Origin of the sequence: Phenylobacterium sp., assembly GCF_030681155.1 — a bacterium.
GTDB lineage: Bacteria > Pseudomonadota > Alphaproteobacteria > Caulobacterales > Caulobacteraceae > Phenylobacterium.
The window spans coordinates 94184-111371 of record NZ_JAUXXE010000069.1 but is presented as its reverse complement, the minus strand read 5'-3'; the positions used below and the strand labels follow the sequence as shown (position 1 = coordinate 111371).

The following is a 17188-nucleotide window of genomic DNA, read 5'->3' as shown; positions in this document are numbered from 1 at the left end:
GCGCGGGAGGCCCTCAGGGTGGCGTTACATTTCATGAGCGACAAGGAGCTGACGAGGCTTGAGGTCCTGCGTGACCTGACGAGCGGTCGTCTAGGCGATGGTGGCTAGAGCGGGAGCGTTCGGGGGCTCCAGCACCGCTTGGCGGAACTCGTTTAGCCGTCGGTCAGTGACGCGCAACTCGCCGCGCCCGAGGCGGATGTTGAAGGCTTCGATCTGATCCGCAGGCCCGCGCTCCTTGGCGGGATTGAACTCGAACCCTGCCCCTTCGGCGCACTTGAATATGCGGTCAGCGCCCTACGACACCGCCTGAATCCGACCGAGCAGCAAAACCTGCTCAACCTGCGCGGACGCCTGCCGACCTGGCTGGCACAGGAAGTCTCGAGCCTCGCGCATGGCTGACCTCTTCCTCAGCCTGACGCTGGAGGAGCGCCGCGAAGTCCTTGAATCCGCCTTCGACCGCGGCCTGCCGGCAGCGTTAGCCTTAAGGCGTGGCGATCAAGGTTACGTTGAGCGCCTGCAGAGCGTCGACGAAGCCGGCCAATCGGGTGACCTCGATGACCGGTGATGCGGCCAGCCCGCCCAGCAGGGCGCGGTCATAGACGCAGATGCAGGTGTTGCCTGTCAGGCGCGAGGTGTAGATCAGGCCGTGCGCGTCGGTCTGGTTGTAGACCGCCTTGCTGAGTTTTCGCCCTTGCCCCTGCGCCTTGCCGCGAGCGGCTTCGGTTGAGACACCCAGGCGCATCAAGCCCGTGCTGCGCAGATCGATCAATGTCAGCGGCGCGCTAGCGCTGACTTCGGTCGCGCCCCAGGTCTCGGCCTCAACGTCGAGGAGCTTGCGAGTCGCCTTGCCCTGGAAGCGGTCACGAACCAGGGTTTCCGCCACGCTCGTGGTCAGGTCCTGGCCCAGGTAAATTACCTTGAAGGCGTTGCTTGGGCTGGCGAAGCGGGTCACCCCAAACCCCGCGCCCAGCGGAGTGGCCGCGTGCGCCATCGGCGTCACGCGCACGTAGGCTTTGGGCGTGATCTCGACGGCGAGGTCGGCCAGGATGTCGGGATCGAGCGTCACGCGCCGGTGAAGTTCGACCGGGCGACCTCAACCACCTTGTCGGTCGCCCCAGCCTTTAGGCGCGCCAACGGGGCGGCGCCGCCGAGCCCCGGATTGGGTTCACGCAGCCATAGCCAAGCCGTGCGTGGTTCGCCGATTGCCTCGACGACCGGGCCAAGGCCCGACACGGGCCGGCCGTCGACGAATTGCTCGATTGGAAAGGCGTGTTTGCGTACGCCAACGAGCAAGCCGATCACCGCGCCCTGCTTTTGCCAATTGTGCAGGGTGGAGCGGGCGAGGCCAAAGTCGCGCTGTAGTTCGGTCGGCCCCGCTAATGGGCCGGCCCAATCTTCGACCTTGGCGGGCGTGGTATAGTCGGCGATCCGGACCTTGCCCTCTTCCGCCGACAGAACTTGGCCCAGACCGGCGCCCTGGCTAACCTCGACAGCCGATTTCGCGAGCAGCTTGAGCGGCTGAGATGTTCCTTCGGTTTCGGCCGCGATCTCCGCGATGAACTTCTTGAATTGCGCCTTGCGGGCGATCAAGCGTTTGCGGGCGGCGGGCGATAGCCTCGCCGCCGTAGCGCTGAATTCCGCGACCAGTTTTCCCACCTCGGCAAGTTCGCCTCGGCTAGACGTTGGGTTACGCTGGACGAACATGCCGATCAGGTCCGCAGCGGCGGGGCTGGCCATCTTTGCAGCGCCCTGGGCGGTCGGGCGGCGAGCGTGTGCGACGGTCATAGGACGATCCTCTTCGATCATGATGCCATCAGATAAGCCAAAACGTCCCATTTGTCCAGTACGACCCATATGTGCACTGGAGGGATCATCGAGCCGACCGGGCCCAACTCTGAGGAGCAGCCCTGCTCGCCTAGACGCTGCTCAAAGCGCGACATGGCACGGGCCGACCGATCTGGGCGGCTAAGGGCGCACCCGGATCCAACGCATTCATGGGGGTACGCGTCGGTATCTCCCCCTCCGGCGTGAACCTAGATACTCTAGCAGTTTGACCTTCTGAAGAAGGCGGATGTCTCGGCGAGCTGTTTTCAGACTTACCTCCCAGTCCAGCACAATCTCCTTCGCTCCACAGCGGCCGCCTGCTTCAACTTGGGCCAGGAACCAACAGTGTCGTTCGTTGAGCTCGGAAATATCAGGGACATTTGTAGGGTCACGTTTAAGGTCACCCTCTGGGCCAATCGTTGCCGAACTTCTGACGACGGTCTCTCCGGTGACGTAGGCTTCCCTCGCCGCAGCCAGAGCGAAGCGATCCACCGTGTGTGTCAGCGAGTTAGCCGCGGGGCCTTCGATCAGACCGAGAACAAACGCCCTGATAACGGGCGATGAAACCACGAGACGAAGGAAATAGACTGTATCGGGGCCATGTTGCCCGGCGAGCCAATGCTTAACGCTCCTCTCGCTCGCGTCTGTCTGGCGCATGATCTGCCTGATCGCGCGATGGCTGGCCTGTTCGGTTGACCGCTCAGCGCTGGGCCGGCGTCCAGCCCTGGGCCTGGGCCTCGGCCGGGCTGCAGAACCAGCGCTCGCCGCGCGCTGCGTCGATGACGGTCGCGGAGTAGTCGCGCTGTCCGGGCTAGTGAAAGATGCGCCGCCCCTTGGCGTTGATATTGCCCTTGATCACGCAGCTGACACTCGGCGGAGACGTCGCCGCAGCTCTCACCTCGGCGCGCTCGTCGGCACGATAGGCCGACGGAGACTCGAACGTACCAGCCCACAGGCCGCGCCTTGCGGCCTTGGCCTGCGCCTCAACCGCCACATAGGCGCCATAGCTGAACGTCCGGTATTCGACGGCCCAACCCAACCTGACCATAGCCTCGCCAAGGTCGACGCCTCCGGCGCGGCATTGGGCGACAGAGCGACCATACTGGTCGCGGTCCCGCTGTCGGCAGTCCACGGGTTGGTCGCCGATCAGGGCCTTCAGCTGATCGCGCGCCATGTCGCCGCAGCGATAGGCCTGCCCTCGCCCATCTTGGCAGACCTGACGGCCCTCCGGGGCGTCAACGCCCCACAGCCGGATGCGGTCTACGCCCAGGATGAAGGTGTCGCCATCCACGACGCTCGGCCGCGCGGGAGCGGCGCCCATCAGGACGAGCGCGAGGGACGACAAGACACAGGCCAACTGACGGCGGCGGCGACGCATGGCGTGCCTTCTAAGCTGATCCGCGTGCAACGTGAGACCTGATGGCCGCCATTCGCCCCGATATCGTTGGTTCGGTTAGGATGGCCGATTAGGGCGAATCGGAAGCGCGTCTGGAACGCGACGAAGCGCGCAGCGACGATGTGGAGGCGATGTTCTCGCGGCGCAGGGTCGCCACGGGGGATCGGTGACCTGCGCCACGGGGGATTGATGACCTCGGCTTCGGGGGATCGATGACGAGGCTACGGGGTATCGGTGACCGGGGCGGTTAGCAAACGATGGCGCGGTAAGGCTTTGTGGTCCCTAGCCGGCCGCTTAAGCCTTCTAACCTGGTCCTTATCGAATTTAGTAACGGGCGCTGTGGAGAGGCTGGCTTGGGCGGTTCGCGAGCTAAGGGGCTCGCGCTCGCCCGCGCCGATCTTAAAGTGTCGTTTACCATTCGGAGGGACAACTTGGCAAAATCACGCTACCTCAGCCTGAATTTGCAAAGGAGGCTACCGCGTGTCGCCTGTCGCCGAATTGAAACCCGCCACCGAGCCCGTTCTCCTGGACGCCCTGAGCGCGCTGAACCAGCGCGCCGAGGACGTGATCGCCCGGCTGCGGGCCACGGTCTTCGCGCCGGGCTCGGAGAAGATCGTCGACCTGCGGTTCACGATCACCAAGGCCGCGGAGATGGTGGGGCGTAGCTCCGAGGCCATCCGGCAGGCCGAGGCCGAGGGCCGGCTGCCGCCGCCCCGGCTGGGGGCCAACGGCCGGCGGGAGGGGTACAGCCTTTCCGAGGTCAATCACATGCGCGACGTCTTCGGCACCCGGCCGTACAGGCGCGAAGGGGACCCGCCGATCATCCTGGCGGTCCAGAACTTCAAGGGCGGCGTCGGCAAGAGCACGCTGGCCTGCCACATCGCTCAATACCTGGCGTTGAAGGGCTACCGCGTCGCCATAGTCGATTGCGACAGCCAAGCCAGCTCGACGACCATGTTCGGCTTCAATCCCGACATTGACATCCAGGACGAAGACACCTTGCTGCCGTTCTTCCAACATGGCGGGGCGCCTGATCTGCAGTACGCCCTGCGGCCGACCGCCTGGCCAGGCATCGACATCATTCCGGCCAATCTTGGTCTCTACACCGCCGAGTACGAGGCCGCGGCGCGGATGCGCGGTAACCCGGACTCGCTCGACCGCCTGCGGCGCGGCATCGAAGGTATGGCCGACCAGTATGACGTGGTCATACTCGATCCGCCTCCGGCGCTGGGAATGATTTCCCTGGCCGTACTGCGCTCGGCCAACGCCCTGCTGATCCCGACGCCGCCCTCGACCGTGGACTTCGCCTCCACCGCCCATTTCCTGCGGATGATCGTCGATACGCTCGAGGTGCTCGCCGAGCACGGGTTGGGCAAGCGGGGCTATCACTTCCTTCGGGTCGTCGCGACGAAGGTGGACGAGGGCAAGAGCGCCCATCTGCAGATCCGCGAGATGATGCAGGCGGTGTTCGGCATGGACATGCTCAGCGCCTCGCTGCTCGACTCGGCGGAGATCGACAACGCCAACGTCCAGCTGCGCACGGTCTATGAGATCGCCGGCTCAGGCAGCCGGACCCACGAGCGTTGCCGCAACAACCTCGATCGGCTGAACGGCGAAATCGAAATGCTCATCCGGAAGGCATGGCCCAGCCACCGCGCCGATCTGCGCCGTCAAGGCGTGGCTTAAGGAAGCCCAGCATGTCCACCACAACAGGCAAGAACCGCTCGATCCTCGCCGGCCTGGTCGCGCCGGTCACCGATACCCCGAAGACGGGGGAGGCGGCGCCCCCGCCGGCGCGCGTCAGCGACCGCATGTCGGCTCTGGCGCGGGTGACTTCGGGCGATATCAAGGAGAAGACCCTTCGATTGGTCGATCCGGCGCGCTGCCGCATGTGGACCCGGCACAATCGCCGCTATGACCTGCTCACGGCGGAGTATTGCGCCGATCTGCTCGAAAGCCTGCGGGCCCAGAACTCTCAGGAGTTTCCGGCGGTCGTCCGTCGGATCGATGACGATCCGGCCTTCGACTACGAGGTGATCTGCGGGGCGCGCCGGCATTGGTCGGTCAGCTATCTTCGCTCGGTCGAGCATCGGGACATCAAGTTCCTGATTGAAGAGCGTGAGCTCACCGACGAGGCCGCCTTCCGGCTGGCCGACGTCGAGAATCGTTCGCGCCAGGACATCAGCGACTATGAGCGCGCCCTCGACTATCGCGAGGCCGTCGAAAGCTATTATGGCGGGGTGGCCCGGCGGATGGCCGAGCGCCTGGAGATCCGCGAGACCTGGCTGTCGCGGTTCCTGGACCTCGCCAAGCTCCCGCAGGACGTGGTCGAGGCCTTCGGCGACGTGCTGCAGCTGCGCGAGAACCATGCCCGCGAGCTCAAGCCGTATCTGGCCAGCGACCCGGGCCGCACGCGGGTCATGACGGCGGCCAGCAAGCTGGCGCCGCAACAGGCTCAGCGTCGCCTCGACGGACAACCGGTCCTGGAGCCGGCCAAGGTCCTGGCGATCCTCAAGGCGGCCGCGGCCGGGGAGGCGGCTGCTGTCGCCAAGCCCGCGGTGGCGACCAAGGTGGTCAAGAGCGACAAGGCGGTAAGGTTGTTCAGCCTCAAGCCCAAGGGCGCCAACCGGGTGGTCCTGGAGTTGGCGCTCGACGCGTCCGCGTCCAACGCCGATTTCATCGCCGCGTTCGAGCGCGAACTGGCCCGGCTGCGCCCGGCGACCTGAACTTGCCAATTGGCAAGTTTTCGAAAGTCCGGGGTATCGGTGACCAAACGGGCGGCCCGCCTGTCGGGGGATCGGTGACGCGCGCCCCGTAATTCTGCGGAATTGCCGCCCAAGGCGAGACGCGAAACGCTCGCCGCCCCATGGGCCATCATCTCCACCTGCTCGGCGCTTGCTGCCTCCCGGCCTGTTTAGGCCTGGCGAGCCTGGCGACGCCTCAGCCGCTGTTTCTCGTCAACACCTCGCCGAGCGAGCCGCTCGGCCTCTATGTACGCTCCACGCTTCCGCCAGCGGCGGGACGATTGGCGGCGTTTCATCCCCCGGCCCCGGGGCGCGCCTATGCGGCGGCCCATCTCCCGGAGATCGGTCGGGGCGGCATTCTGAAGAGGCTGGCGGCGGGTCCGGGATCGCGGGTCTGCGCCCAGGGCCGAGTGTTTCTTGTCAATGGTCGCCCGCTGGGGACCATCCAGCTTCACGATCACGCCGGGCGCGCGCTTCCCCGCTGGGAAGGCTGCGTGACCCTCGGGCCAGGCCAGTTCGTCGCCTATTCCGACCGGATCCCCAACAGTTTCGACAGCCGCTATTACGGGCCCGTCGGACCGGCCGAAATCATTGGGGCCTATGAGCCGCTCTGGGTGAGGCCGTGAAGCGTGCGGCTCGCGTGGCTGCGGTGCTCGCCCTGCTGGCCGCGCCGGCCAGCGGCGAACCGTCTCTGGCCGGCTTGCGTGGCCAGGTCGATGCTCCGACGGCGCGCGAAGCGATCGCGCGCGTGGCCTATGCCGAGGCGGCGGGGCAGGGGGACGCCGGCCTGGCCGGCGTGGTGTTCACCATCCTCAACCGGCTGGCGTCCGGAGGCTGGGGCGCCACCGTCGAGGCCGTGGTCAACGCCCGCGCTCAGTTCGAGCCGGTGATGCGTGCGGGCGGCGATTGGCGAGCGCTCCGACCGGTCTCGCCGGTCGAGCGCGCCCGTATCGACACCATTCTCAATCTCGCTCTGGAAGGGCGGTTGCCCGACCCGACGGGCGGGGCGCGCTACTTCCAAAACCCGGCCATCGTCGCCGCGCGGGCGCGCGCCGGAACCGTCCGGCCTGGTCTCGTCCATTTCGGCGGAGCGACGCCCAGCGCCACCATTGGCGACCACGCTTTCTATGTCTCGACGGGCGGTGTCGAGGCTCCTCGGCCCGATCGGTATCTCGCAGCCGGCGGCGAGATTTTCGCCACGCAAAGCGACGCGGCGAGGCGCGCCACGCCGGTCACGCCCAGCGTCGGTCAAGCCGCGAGCGGAGACCGCGGCCTGTTCGTGCTCGCAAGCGGTGAGATCGTCGAGGACCGGGCGGCCGGCCAAGCGCCCTAGGTTCGCCGGGCGTCCTGCTGGCGGCCCCCATGGCGGGGTGACGGGTTCATGGCCTCGCGCGCCATGGCGTCGAAGTCTGGCAGGGCAGGGGGCTCGCGGCCCGGTAGGGCGGCGAGCGGCAGGCCGAGAGTCTCGGCTAGGGCGTGGCGGTCCTTGGGGCGTTCGACACGGCGGTCGAGGATCTCGATCAGGCGCGCGAGCAGGGGGTCGTCCGGCGCCGCGCGGGCCTCGGCGAGCAGGGTCGAACCCAGCACGATCTTGGCCCGGGTTTCCCGTTTGCGCTGGGTTCGATCCAGCAAGGCTTCCAGCCGCTCGACCCTCGCACGCCAGACCTCCAGGCGCCGGGCCTCGTCCTCGATATCGGCGAGCGGCAGGACATGGCCGCGCCGCCGGGGACGGGCGCCGCTTGCGCCGGCCAGGGCGGCGGCGGCGCGATGCTCTCGGTCAGCCAGTTGCACGGCCAGGGCCTCAAGGCGGCGGGCGCGCTGCGCGTCGGTCTCGGCGCGGCGCCGGCGGATCTCGCTCATGGCTAGCTGGCTCCTCGGGTTGAGCCCCCCGGCTTGACCGGGGGCGGGGATGACGATAGCGCTAGGCGAGTCAGGGTGACAAGGGCGCAGTTATACGTTGTATCCAACGCCTGCGGCCGGGAGGGCCCGCCGAGACCCTCGGTGGGTCTCGGGCCAAGGGCCAAGGCCCTTAGCGATCCCGGCGCCTTCGCGCCGAATAGGACGCCGCCGCGGCGGCGAAGAAAGGCTCTGGTGGATGGCCCAGTATCGGCTGGAGGTTCAGGCGATCAGGCGTAGCGAGGGACGCTCGGCCGTGGCCGCGGCGGCCTATCGCTCAGCCTCGCGACTGCATGACCAGCGGCTGGAGATGGTCTTCGACTATGCCGCCAAGGGCGGAGTGGTGTTTGCCGGGATCATGGCGCCGGAAGCCGCGCCGGCCTGGCTCCTGGACCGGGAGGTGCTCTGGAACACCGCCGAGGCCGCCGACCGGCGGGTGGATTCGCGAACGGCCCGCGAAGTGCTCGTATCGCTTCCCCACGAACTTACCGACGACCAGAGGCTTGAGTTGCTGCGTGCGTTCATCGCCGAGGGGCTGGTGGCGAAGGGGATGATCGCCGACTACGCCATCCACCGACCGGACGCCCATGGAGATCCCGCAATCATCACGCCCACATCATGGTCACGACCCGGCTAGTGGGCGTCGAAGGCTTTGGCCTCAAGGGCAGGGCCTGGGACAATCCCGACGCGGTTCGCGAACTGCGTGGAATCTGGGCGGATATCCAGAACCGGCATCTGCGCGAACACCTCGGACCGGACGCGCCGCAGGTGACCCATCAGAGCTTGGCTGGCCAGGGCAGGGGACTTGAACCGACCGTGCATCTTGGTCCGGCGGCGTCCGGCATGGAACGTCGGGGGGAGCCCTCCGACCGTGGCGAGACCAATCGCAGGATCGCCGACCGGAACGCCGAACGCGCCGCCACGCCTGGCCGGATTAGGGAGCTCGAAGATCAGCTGTCCGCCAACCAGCCCCGCCAGGACTATCCGATCGAAACGGTGATCCGGGAGTTCGAGGCCATCCATCAGACCATGGTGCGCGAGCGTGACGGCTGGGCGCGCGATCTGCAGGCGGCGAGCGTCCCGGAGGTGTTGACCGGGCGGGAGATAACCCGAGCGGTCATCGGCGAGACGGCCCGAGCTCGGCAGGCGGCCGCCCACAGGCTGAGGCGCACCCAGTCGAGGGTCGAGCGCGGACGCGCGGTCCGCGCCGGGCTGGCGCGCTGGATCGCCAATCCGGCCCGGATGATCTGGGCCAAGCATGCAGAACTCAACCGGCTGGAGCGAGACCATCAGGCTTGGCGGCTAGCGGACGCGGCCTATCGGGTGAGACGCGACTGGCTGGCCTCGGAGGCGGGCCGCGCCTATGTGGCTGCGCAGCTCGCCCCTGGCCAGCAGGCGCGGGAGACCGCGGCGCGGGACGGGCGCACGCTCGAACGAAAGATCAAGCGGGCTGACCGCCGCATTGAGAACGTCGCGCGGACCCGAACCAAGCTTCTCGTGGCCCGCGAACTCGGCGAGCAGCGACTGACGGCGCCTTCGGAACTTCAGGCAGGCCTGGGGCAGGGATTGAGAGAGGTCGATCGGCGGGTGGTCGGGGTCTTGCAGGCCTATGCGCCGGAGACGCAGCGGTCGGCCCTGGGCAGGGTCATGGGACGCGGCGTCGGCCGCGAGCGCGGCATCGATCGATAGGTGAGCGAGCTTGCGACGTTCGGTCTACGCCTACGTCAGAGTTCGAAGCGTGGATCGCCTACTGGGCTGGATCTCGTTTGAACGTTGCTCCTATTTCGCCCGCATCTGGGCCGTCGGGGCCGGCGGCTCGCCGAGCCGCCTCGCCGGTCCGCTTGACGCCTTGCTCCGACACCAAGCCGGGGCGGTCGCCGGGCGGTTGGGCGGCGTTCTTCTGTCGTCCCTTGGCGTTCTGCTCTTTCGATTGTTCCATGCGAAACTCCTTTGCTGCCTACCAGGACGCGGCGGGGCGAGCGTCGGTTCCATTGAGATTGCGCGTGCAGGCAGGGAACGGGCGCGGGCGAACGGCCTTGGAAAGCTATGCGCCTTGTCGCCCGACAACGGACAATGACGGAACCTTGGCCCACCATGGCCGGGCCGATACTCCCACAATTGCGACGCTCGAGCGCGTAAGGCCAGCGGTCGGAAACTGATAATGGTCACCGACCGCGAGCTGTCGGACGTGCAACGCGCCTTAGACGGGTTGGACCTGGCAGTTACCTTCGCCCTGCGTCTACCCATTGATCGCCAGGTCGCTCCAGGTGACCTGGCTGTTGGGCTTGAAGTCTAGACCGGCAATGCATCGAGCAACTTGTCCAGGGTGATCGGATAGTCCCGCACCCGAACGCCCGTTGCGTCATGTACTGCGTTCGCCACCGCCGCGGCCACGCCGCAGATGCCCAGCTCGCCAACTCCCTTCGCCTTCATCGGCGAGGAGATCGGATCGGTCTCATCAAGGAAGATCACCTCCTGATGCGGGATGTCGGCGTGGACGGGCACCTCGTAGCCGGCCAGATCGTGATTCACGAAGAAGCCGCGACGCTTGTCGACTTCCAGCGCCTCCATCAGCGCCGCGCCGACCCCCATGGTCATCGCGCCGATCACTTGGCTGCGGGCCGACTTCGGATTGAGGATGCGCCCGGCTGCGCAGACCGCGAGCATGCGTCGCACGCGGATTTCACCTGTCGCGGCGTCGACCGCGACCTCGACGAAATGCGCGCCGAATGTCGACTGCTGGTAGCGCTTGTCGAGATCGCCATATTCGATGTGATCTTCCGCGACCAGACCCTGCTCGCCAGCCGCTTCGCTCAAGGGCACGCGACGGGCGCCGACGCTCACCTGGCCGTCCGCGAACACCGCGCGGGCCGGGTCGAGCTGGGCTTTCTGCGACACCGCCTCGCGTAGCTTCATGCAGGCGGCGAAGACGCCAGCCGTCGAGTTGTTGCCGCCCCATTGGCCGCCCGAACCGCACGAGACCGGGAAGTTTGAATCTCCCAGTCGCACGATGACCTTGTCCAGCGGCACGCCCAGCATCTCGGCGGCCGTTTGGGCGATGATCGTGTAGCTGCCGGTGCCGATATCGGTCATGTCCGTCTCGACCGTCACGACGCCGCGGTTGTCGAGCCGCACGCGGGCGGCCGACTTTGTGAGCAGGTTGTTTCGGAAGGCGGCGGCGACGCCGGTCCCGATAAGCCACCCGCCTTCTCGGACCTGCCCCGGCCGACGATCGCGGCCGCGCCACCCAAATCGATCGGCGCCCACCTCCAGACACTTCACGAGCTGGCGTTGCGAAAAGGGCCGGCCGGGCTTTTCGGGATCCTCCTGCGTGTCGTTGAGGATGCGGAAGGCGACGGGGTCCATCCCCAGCTTTTGAGCCATTTCATCGATGGCGATCTCGAGGGCCATCAATCCTGGCGCCTCCCCTGGCGCGCGCATGGCGTTGCCTTCCGGCAGGTCCAGCGTCGCCAGGCGCATCGCGGTCATCCGGTTAGCGCCGGCATAGAGAAGCCGTGTCTGGTTGACCGCGGTTTCCAGCCCGCCGCCCGGCAAATCGCCTGACCAACTCTCATGACCGATGGCGGTGATTTTCCCATCGCGCTGGCAGCCGATCCGGATGCGCTGGATGGTGGCGGGGCGGTGGGTGGTGTTGTTGGCTATTTGCGGCCGGGCCAGGGCCACCCGCACCGGTCGCCGGGTCGCTCGCGCGCCCAAGGCCGCGAGCAGCGCGTCCGAACGGACGAAGAGCTTGCCGCCAAAGCCGCCGCCGATGAACGGGGACACCAAGCGGACCTTTTCCTTCGGGACGCCCAGCGTCTTGGCCAGATCGCCAACTCCCCAGTCGATCATCTGGTTCGAGGTCCACACCGTAAGCTGGTCGCCGTCCCAGGACGCGATCGAGGCGTGCGGCTCCATCATCGCGTGCGATTGATCGGGCGTGGTGTAGGTGGCGTCGAGGGTCACCGGCGCCTTGGCGAACGCAGCAGCGAAGTCGCCGATCGCAGTGTCGGTCGGACTGCCTTGCCCGTCGTCTTCGGGCTTGATCGCCGAGGCTTGTGCAGCGGCGAGGTCGAACGAACCGCTCGCGGGCGTATAGTCGATCCGGACCAGACTCGCCGCGGCACGGGCCTGTTCGAAGGTGGCGGCCACCACGAGCGCGACCGCCTGATGGTAGTGCTGCACCTCTGGGCCAGCTAGGAGGTTGGCGGTGTTGCGGTCGCCCTTTCCGAGCTTGCCGGCGTTTTGGTGGGTCACGACGGCTAGGACCCCTGGAGCTGCGCGGGCGCGGCTGGCGTCGATCGCAGTGATCCGGCCCTTGGCGACGCCGGAGCAGACCGCGTAGCCGAACGCCTGGTTCGCAGCCACGTCATGGCGGTCGTTGGCGTATGGCGCTGTCCCTGTGGTCTTCAGGGGGCCATCGATGCGCTCGGTTGAGCGGCCGACGACCTTCAGCTGGTCGATGGGGTTCTCGGCGGCGGGGGTGTCAAATTTCACGGTTTAGCTCCTCGCCTCGGCAAGCACGCGGGCGAGCGCGCGTTCAGCCAGCGTCACCTTGAAGGCGTTGTCATGCGTAGGTTTTGCGTCCGCGAGCAGCCGCGCGGTCACCGGCTTGGCGCCGCGTGGCAACTCAGCCTCGGCGGCTTCGACCCGCCAGGGTTTGTGGGCGACGCCGCCCAGCGCGACTCGCCCCGAACCGTCTGGCTGAACGATTGCGGCCACCGACACCAATGCAAAGGCGTAAGAGGCCCGGTCACGCACCTTGCGATAGATGTGCTTGCCCCCGACAGGGTTAGGCAGCGTTACTGCGGTGATCAATTCGCCCGGCTTCAGAACCGTATCCACATGCGGGGCCTCGCCGGGAAGGCGATGGAAGTCGGCGATGGGGATGGCGCGAGCCGCGCCCTTGGCGTCAACCGTCTCCACCACGGCGTCGAGGACTCGCATCGCGACCGCCATGTCGCTGGGGTGGGTGGCGATGCAAGCCGAGCTTGCGCCCACCACGGCCAGCTGGCGGCTGACCCCGCCGATGGCTGAGCACCCACTGCCGGGCTTGCGTTTGTTGCAGGGCTGTTGAGTGTCGTAGAAGTACGGGCAACGGGTCCGTTGCAGCAGATTGCCGGCCGTGGTCGCCTTGTTGCGCAATTGTCCCGACGCACCCGCCAGTAGGGCGCGGCTTAGAAGCCCATAGTCTCGGCGGACGCGTTCGTCGGCCGCAAGGTCGGCGTTGCGAACCAAAGCCCCGATCCGGAGCCCTCCGTTGTTTGTCACCTCGATCTTGTCGACGCCCAGGCCGTTGACGTCGATAAGATGGGACGGCGTCTCGATCTCCAGCTTCATGAGATCAAGAAGGTTGGTGCCGCCGGCGATGAATTTCGCGCCGGGGGTGACGGCCGCTTTGGACGCGGCGTCAGCGGGCGAGGTAGCCCGCTCGTAGCTGAAGGCCTTCATGCGCGCACGCCGGCGAACTCGCCGATCGCCTCCTGAATGTTGGAATAGGCTCCGCAACGGCAGAGGTTGCCGCTCATCCGCTCGCGCAGTTCGGCGTCGGAGGCCTGCGGCCGTTCGGTCAGGCTCTCGCTCACATGGCTGGGCTGCCCGGCTTTCAGCTCATCGAGCATGGCGACGGCCGAGCAGATCTGTCCCGGCGTGCAATATCCGCACTGGTAACCGTCGTGCGCGATGAAGGCGGCCTGCAGAGGGTGCAGCCTGTTTGGTTGCCCAAGCCCCTCGATCGTCGTGATCTTCGCACCCTCGTGCATGACCGCCAGCGTTAGGCACGAATTGATCCGCCGGCCGTCGAGAATGACGGTGCAGGCGCCGCATTGGCCGTGGTCGCACCCCTTCTTCGTCCCGGTGAGGTGAAGGTGCTCTCTCAGCGCGTCCAGGACGGTCGTACGCGTATCCACCCTCAGGTCGCGCGGCAGGCCGTTGACTTCGAAGCGCACCGGCACGATCGAAGGCGCAGCGGGCTGAGCGCTCGCCGGCGCGGCGCTCGCTGCTGCGGCCCCAGCGCTCGCCAACAGTACGCCGCGCCGCGACACTTCCCAGTCCTCCGAGCTTTGCATTTCGTCGGTCCTTTCATCGGCGCGCTCGCCGCGCTGCGCTCCCATCTCCAACTCGCAGAGAAGCGGGGGGTTCATCGGCGCGCCGGGCCAACGTGCGTCGAGGCGCTATCGGCGTCCGTGGCGCGTCACCCTGATCATCGCGCCTTCGCCGGCGCCGTCTGAGCGGAGCGATCCCTAGGGCTCTGGCCTTGGCGCTTGCCTGCCCAAGGCGTGATCTCCCTCAGCCTATGGGTGCAACCATTTGCCCTAGCGACTCTTAGAATGAGGGTGAGAGAATGGACTTCTTTCCTTAAGTTATTGGGTTTCTTGGTTAACGAGTATGGGTCAGTACGACGGGGCTGCACATCCACAGGATGTCGACTACGCGACCTACGGTGAGCTCGCGACGCCTCGATCCGACCGGCGTACGCTTTGGGACGCGATCGAATCCGACGCGGTCAGATCGCTGCAGTGTCTGATCGACGCCCTTCCCGATCCCGTCGTGATCAAGGATAGCGGCCATCGTTGGGTCGCCGTCAACGCGGCGGTTTGCGCGCTTGCAAGCAGATCGCGCGAGGAGATTATCGGCCGCACGTCCTTCGACTTCTTCCCCGAAGAACAGGCCAGAGCGCAGTGGGCCGCCGACGACGAGGTGTTGGCGCGCGGGGGTGTGGTTGATTGGAGTGCAACCCTGCGGTCGCCGACCGGCCGCGAGCACCAGGTCAGGTCTCGCAATCGGAGGCTGACCTTGGGGACGCCGCCGAACGACGCCACCTTCGTGCTCTCCGTTGTGGAGGATGTGACTCAAGCGCTGGAAGCGGAGCTGAAGCTACGCGAGAGCGAAGAGAACTATCGCTATACGCTGGAGCTCAGCCCTCAAATCCCGTGGACGGCCGGTCCCGACGGCCAGATCCTTGAGATTGGGCCCCGGTGGGAAACGCAGGTCGGCACGAGCCTCCAGGAGGCGAGCGCGGGGGGGTGGCTCGACGCCCTGCATCCCGACGACCTGGGAGCCACGCTCGATCTCTGGGCCAAGGCTTTGGCGACAGGCGAGCCGTTTGACGCCGAGTATCGCCTGAGGACGACGCACGGGGATTATCGCTGGGTCCGGGCCTGGGCCGCGGCGCGATTCAATCCGCAAGGCCAGGTCCTGCGTTGGTACGGGACGCTGGAAGACATTCAGGATCGCAAACTGGCCGAGGCCGCTCTGGAGGTCAGCGTTCAGGAGTTCCGCGATCTCGCCGACTATTCCCCGGTCATGATCTGGGTGAGCGATGAGACCGGTTCGACCACTTTTCTCAACGAGCTCTGGTACCAAAAGACCGGGCAGCCCGTGGCCGACGCCCTCGGCGCCGGATGGCTCGAGGCGGTGCATCCCGATGATCGGGGCGGTGTCGCCGAAGCCTATGACCGGGCCGCCGCCGCCGCCCGGCCCTTCCGGTCCGAATACCGGCTTCGACATGTCTCAGGGAGCTGGCTTTGGGTGATTGATGCGGGTGAGCCGCGGTTTCGACCAGACGGCGCGTTCATCGGCTATGTCGGCACCGTGCTCGACATCACAGAGCGACGCTTGGCCGAGGCCGAGGCGCAAAGGGCCGCCGCTCGCCTCTCCACCGTGCTGGAGAGCACCACGGACTGCGTCATCGGCGTCGATCGCGTTGGTCACATCACCTATCTGAACCGCAATGCGGAAACCAAGCTTGAAGCTTTCGAGCCTCGACTGGGCAAGAAGCTTGGCGAGCTGTTTCCTGAAGAACGCGGCGGCGTTTTCAGCCAGCGCTTCGCCCAGGCTCTCGCCAGCCAGAGCACAGTGTCGTTTGAGTCCTATCTCCCAGCCTTGGACGAGTGGCTCGAGATCCACGCCTATCCGACCAGCGAAGGGCTATCGCTCTTCTTCCGGAATATCACCGAACGGCGGCAAGCCGATCAAGAACGGCTGATCGCCCAGGAGAAGATCGCCCATATGGCGCGCCACGACGCGCTGACGGGATTGCCCAACCGGCTGCTGTTCAATGAAGAATTGGGCAGGATACTTGCCGAAGGCCCGACGAAGATGGCCGCGGTTCTGTTTCTTGATCTCGATCGATTCAAGGAGGTGAACGATACGCTGGGCCACGCCGAGGGCGACGCGCTATTGCGACTGGTCGCGCGGCGCCTGAAGAGCAACATTCGCGGATCTGACACGATCGCGCGTTTCGGGGGCGATGAGTTCGCTATCGTCCAGGCCGATATCCGCCGTCCCGCTGACGCCGTCGATCTGGCCGAGCGTATCATCAAGGACCTCGCCGAGCCCTTCGACCTCGACGGCAACATGATCTTTATCGGGGTCAGCATCGGGATCGCCCTGGCGCCCGCGGATTCCGAGCTGCCCGAGCAACTCCTGCGCGCCGCCGATACCGCGCTTTATCGCGCCAAGGGCGAGGGCGGCGGGACCTATCGTCTGTTCGAACCGGAGATGCACGAGCGGTTGCAGGAGCGCCAGGCGATGAAGATCGCCATGCACGGGGCGCTGGGACGCGGCGAATTCGAGGTTCACTATCAGCCGCTGATCAACCTGCAGTCCGGTAAGATCAGTTGCTTCGAGGCGCTCGTCCGGTGGCGGCACCCGGAGCGAGGACTGATCGCCCCCGATCAGTTTATTCCGGTCGCCGAGGAAAACGACTTCATCACATCCATCGGCGCGTGGGTCCTCAACCAGGCATGCGAAGCCGCCGTTGACTGGCCAAGCGACATCGATGTCGCGGTGAACCTATCGCCCTTGCAGTTCCGGGGGCAGGGGCTGGTGGGGACGGTCACCGAAGCCTGCGCGAAGGCCGGCCTCGACCCCCGGCGGCTTCAGCTCGAGATCACCGAGTCGGTCATCCTGCATGACAGCAGCGCCAACCTGGCGATTCTGACCGAACTCCGTAGCCTCGGCGTCAGGATCGCCTTGGATGATTTCGGCACCGGCTATTCCTCGCTCAGCTATCTGCGACATTTTCCGGTCGACAAACTGAAGCTCGACCGTTCGTTCGTCGGCGACCTGCCGGCCGGGATGGGCGCGCGTGCGATCGTGCGCGCCGTCGCGGGCCTGGCGGCTGGGCTGGGCCTCACCATGACGGCGGAAGGCATCGAGACCGCCGACCAGGTCGAGGCGCTGCTGGAAGAAGGCTACACCGAAGGCCAGGGATACTACTTCAGCCTTCCCGTGCCGGCCGAAAACGTCCTGGAGGTCATAGCGGCGAACGCGGTCGCAGCGAACACGTCCAGCATCATCCACTAGCTCGCCGAGGCCGCGACGA

At 66.5% G+C, this 17188-nt stretch carries 15 protein-coding genes; 7 read left to right on the top strand and 8 right to left on the bottom strand.

Going from position 1 to position 17188, the window contains the following annotated elements; all coding sequences use genetic code 11:
* Positions 1–481 precede the first annotated feature (481 nt).
* The 3 genes from Q8M13_RS18390 to Q8M13_RS18380 form a co-directional block, all read right to left on the bottom strand.
* The gene (locus Q8M13_RS18390) at positions 482–1066 is read right to left on the bottom strand and encodes an RES family NAD+ phosphorylase (RefSeq protein ID WP_305301609.1); all 585 of its coding nucleotides are present in this window, start codon (positions 1064–1066) and stop codon (positions 482–484) included.
* Entirely contained in the window at positions 1063–1785 is a 723-nt protein-coding gene (locus Q8M13_RS18385; RefSeq protein ID WP_305301608.1) for an antitoxin Xre/MbcA/ParS toxin-binding domain-containing protein, read from the bottom strand. Before Q8M13_RS18385 ends, Q8M13_RS18390 begins: the two co-directional genes overlap by 4 nt.
* An 850-nt stretch (positions 1786–2635) precedes the next feature.
* Complete coding sequence (locus Q8M13_RS18380; RefSeq protein WP_305301607.1) at positions 2636–3202, bottom strand: thermonuclease family protein; 567 nt, start codon at positions 3200–3202, stop codon at positions 2636–2638.
* A gap of 498 nt (positions 3203–3700) precedes the next feature.
* On the opposite strand from Q8M13_RS18380, the gene Q8M13_RS18375 reads away from it, so the two are divergent.
* The 4 genes from Q8M13_RS18375 to Q8M13_RS18360 all read left to right on the top strand — a co-directional run bounded on the left by Q8M13_RS18375 (position 3701) and on the right by Q8M13_RS18360 (position 7297).
* Positions 3701–4906 (top strand): AAA family ATPase, encoded by a 1206-nt coding sequence (locus Q8M13_RS18375; RefSeq protein WP_305301606.1) that lies wholly within the window; start codon positions 3701–3703, stop codon positions 4904–4906.
* A gap of 11 nt (positions 4907–4917) precedes the next feature.
* The gene (locus Q8M13_RS18370; RefSeq protein ID WP_305301605.1) at positions 4918–5946 is read left to right on the top strand and encodes a ParB/RepB/Spo0J family partition protein; all 1029 of its coding nucleotides are present in this window, start codon (positions 4918–4920) and stop codon (positions 5944–5946) included.
* 140 nt (positions 5947–6086) lie between these two features.
* Positions 6087–6590 (top strand): S26 family signal peptidase, encoded by a 504-nt coding sequence (locus Q8M13_RS18365; protein ID WP_305301604.1) that lies wholly within the window; start codon positions 6087–6089, stop codon positions 6588–6590.
* Positions 6587–7297, top strand: coding sequence for a cell wall hydrolase (locus Q8M13_RS18360; protein ID WP_305301603.1), 711 nt, complete (start codon positions 6587–6589; stop codon positions 7295–7297). Before Q8M13_RS18365 ends, Q8M13_RS18360 begins: the two co-directional genes overlap by 4 nt.
* Here the strand turns inward: Q8M13_RS18360 and Q8M13_RS18355 are convergent.
* Entirely contained in the window at positions 7294–7824 is a 531-nt protein-coding gene (locus tag Q8M13_RS18355) for a hypothetical protein (protein WP_305301602.1), read from the bottom strand. The genes Q8M13_RS18360 and Q8M13_RS18355 overlap by 4 nt on opposite strands.
* 235 nt (positions 7825–8059) lie before the next feature.
* Here Q8M13_RS18355 and Q8M13_RS18350 point away from each other — a divergent pair, with 235 nt between their 5' ends.
* Entirely contained in the window at positions 8060–8497 is a 438-nt protein-coding gene (locus Q8M13_RS18350; protein WP_305301601.1) for a MobA/MobL family protein, read from the top strand.
* Positions 8479–9549, top strand: coding sequence for a MobA/MobL family protein (locus Q8M13_RS18345; protein ID WP_305301600.1), 1071 nt, complete (start codon positions 8479–8481; stop codon positions 9547–9549). The genes Q8M13_RS18350 and Q8M13_RS18345 overlap by 19 nt, the downstream gene beginning before the upstream one ends.
* A 58-nt stretch (positions 9550–9607) precedes the next feature.
* Here Q8M13_RS18345 and Q8M13_RS18340 read toward each other — a convergent pair whose 3' ends face one another.
* From Q8M13_RS18340 to paoA, 4 genes are all read right to left on the bottom strand, one after another.
* On the bottom strand, positions 9608–9799 hold the full coding sequence (locus Q8M13_RS18340; protein ID WP_305301598.1) for a hypothetical protein: 192 nt from the start codon (positions 9797–9799) through the stop codon (positions 9608–9610).
* A 353-nt stretch (positions 9800–10152) separates the two neighbouring features.
* Complete coding sequence (gene paoC, locus Q8M13_RS18335) at positions 10153–12357, bottom strand: aldehyde oxidoreductase molybdenum-binding subunit PaoC (protein WP_305301596.1); 2205 nt, start codon at positions 12355–12357, stop codon at positions 10153–10155.
* Between the two features lie 3 nt (positions 12358–12360).
* Complete coding sequence (locus tag Q8M13_RS18330; RefSeq protein ID WP_305301595.1) at positions 12361–13311, bottom strand: xanthine dehydrogenase family protein subunit M; 951 nt, start codon at positions 13309–13311, stop codon at positions 12361–12363.
* A complete protein-coding gene (paoA, locus tag Q8M13_RS18325; protein ID WP_305301594.1) occupies positions 13308–13928 on the bottom strand; it encodes an aldehyde dehydrogenase iron-sulfur subunit PaoA in 621 nt (206 codons plus the stop codon). Before paoA ends, Q8M13_RS18330 begins: the two co-directional genes overlap by 4 nt.
* A gap of 319 nt (positions 13929–14247) precedes the next feature.
* Between paoA and Q8M13_RS18320 the strand changes: the two genes are divergently transcribed.
* The gene (locus Q8M13_RS18320) at positions 14248–17169 is read left to right on the top strand and encodes an EAL domain-containing protein (RefSeq protein WP_305301593.1); all 2922 of its coding nucleotides are present in this window, start codon (positions 14248–14250) and stop codon (positions 17167–17169) included.
* Positions 17170–17188: the final 19 nt, after the last annotated feature.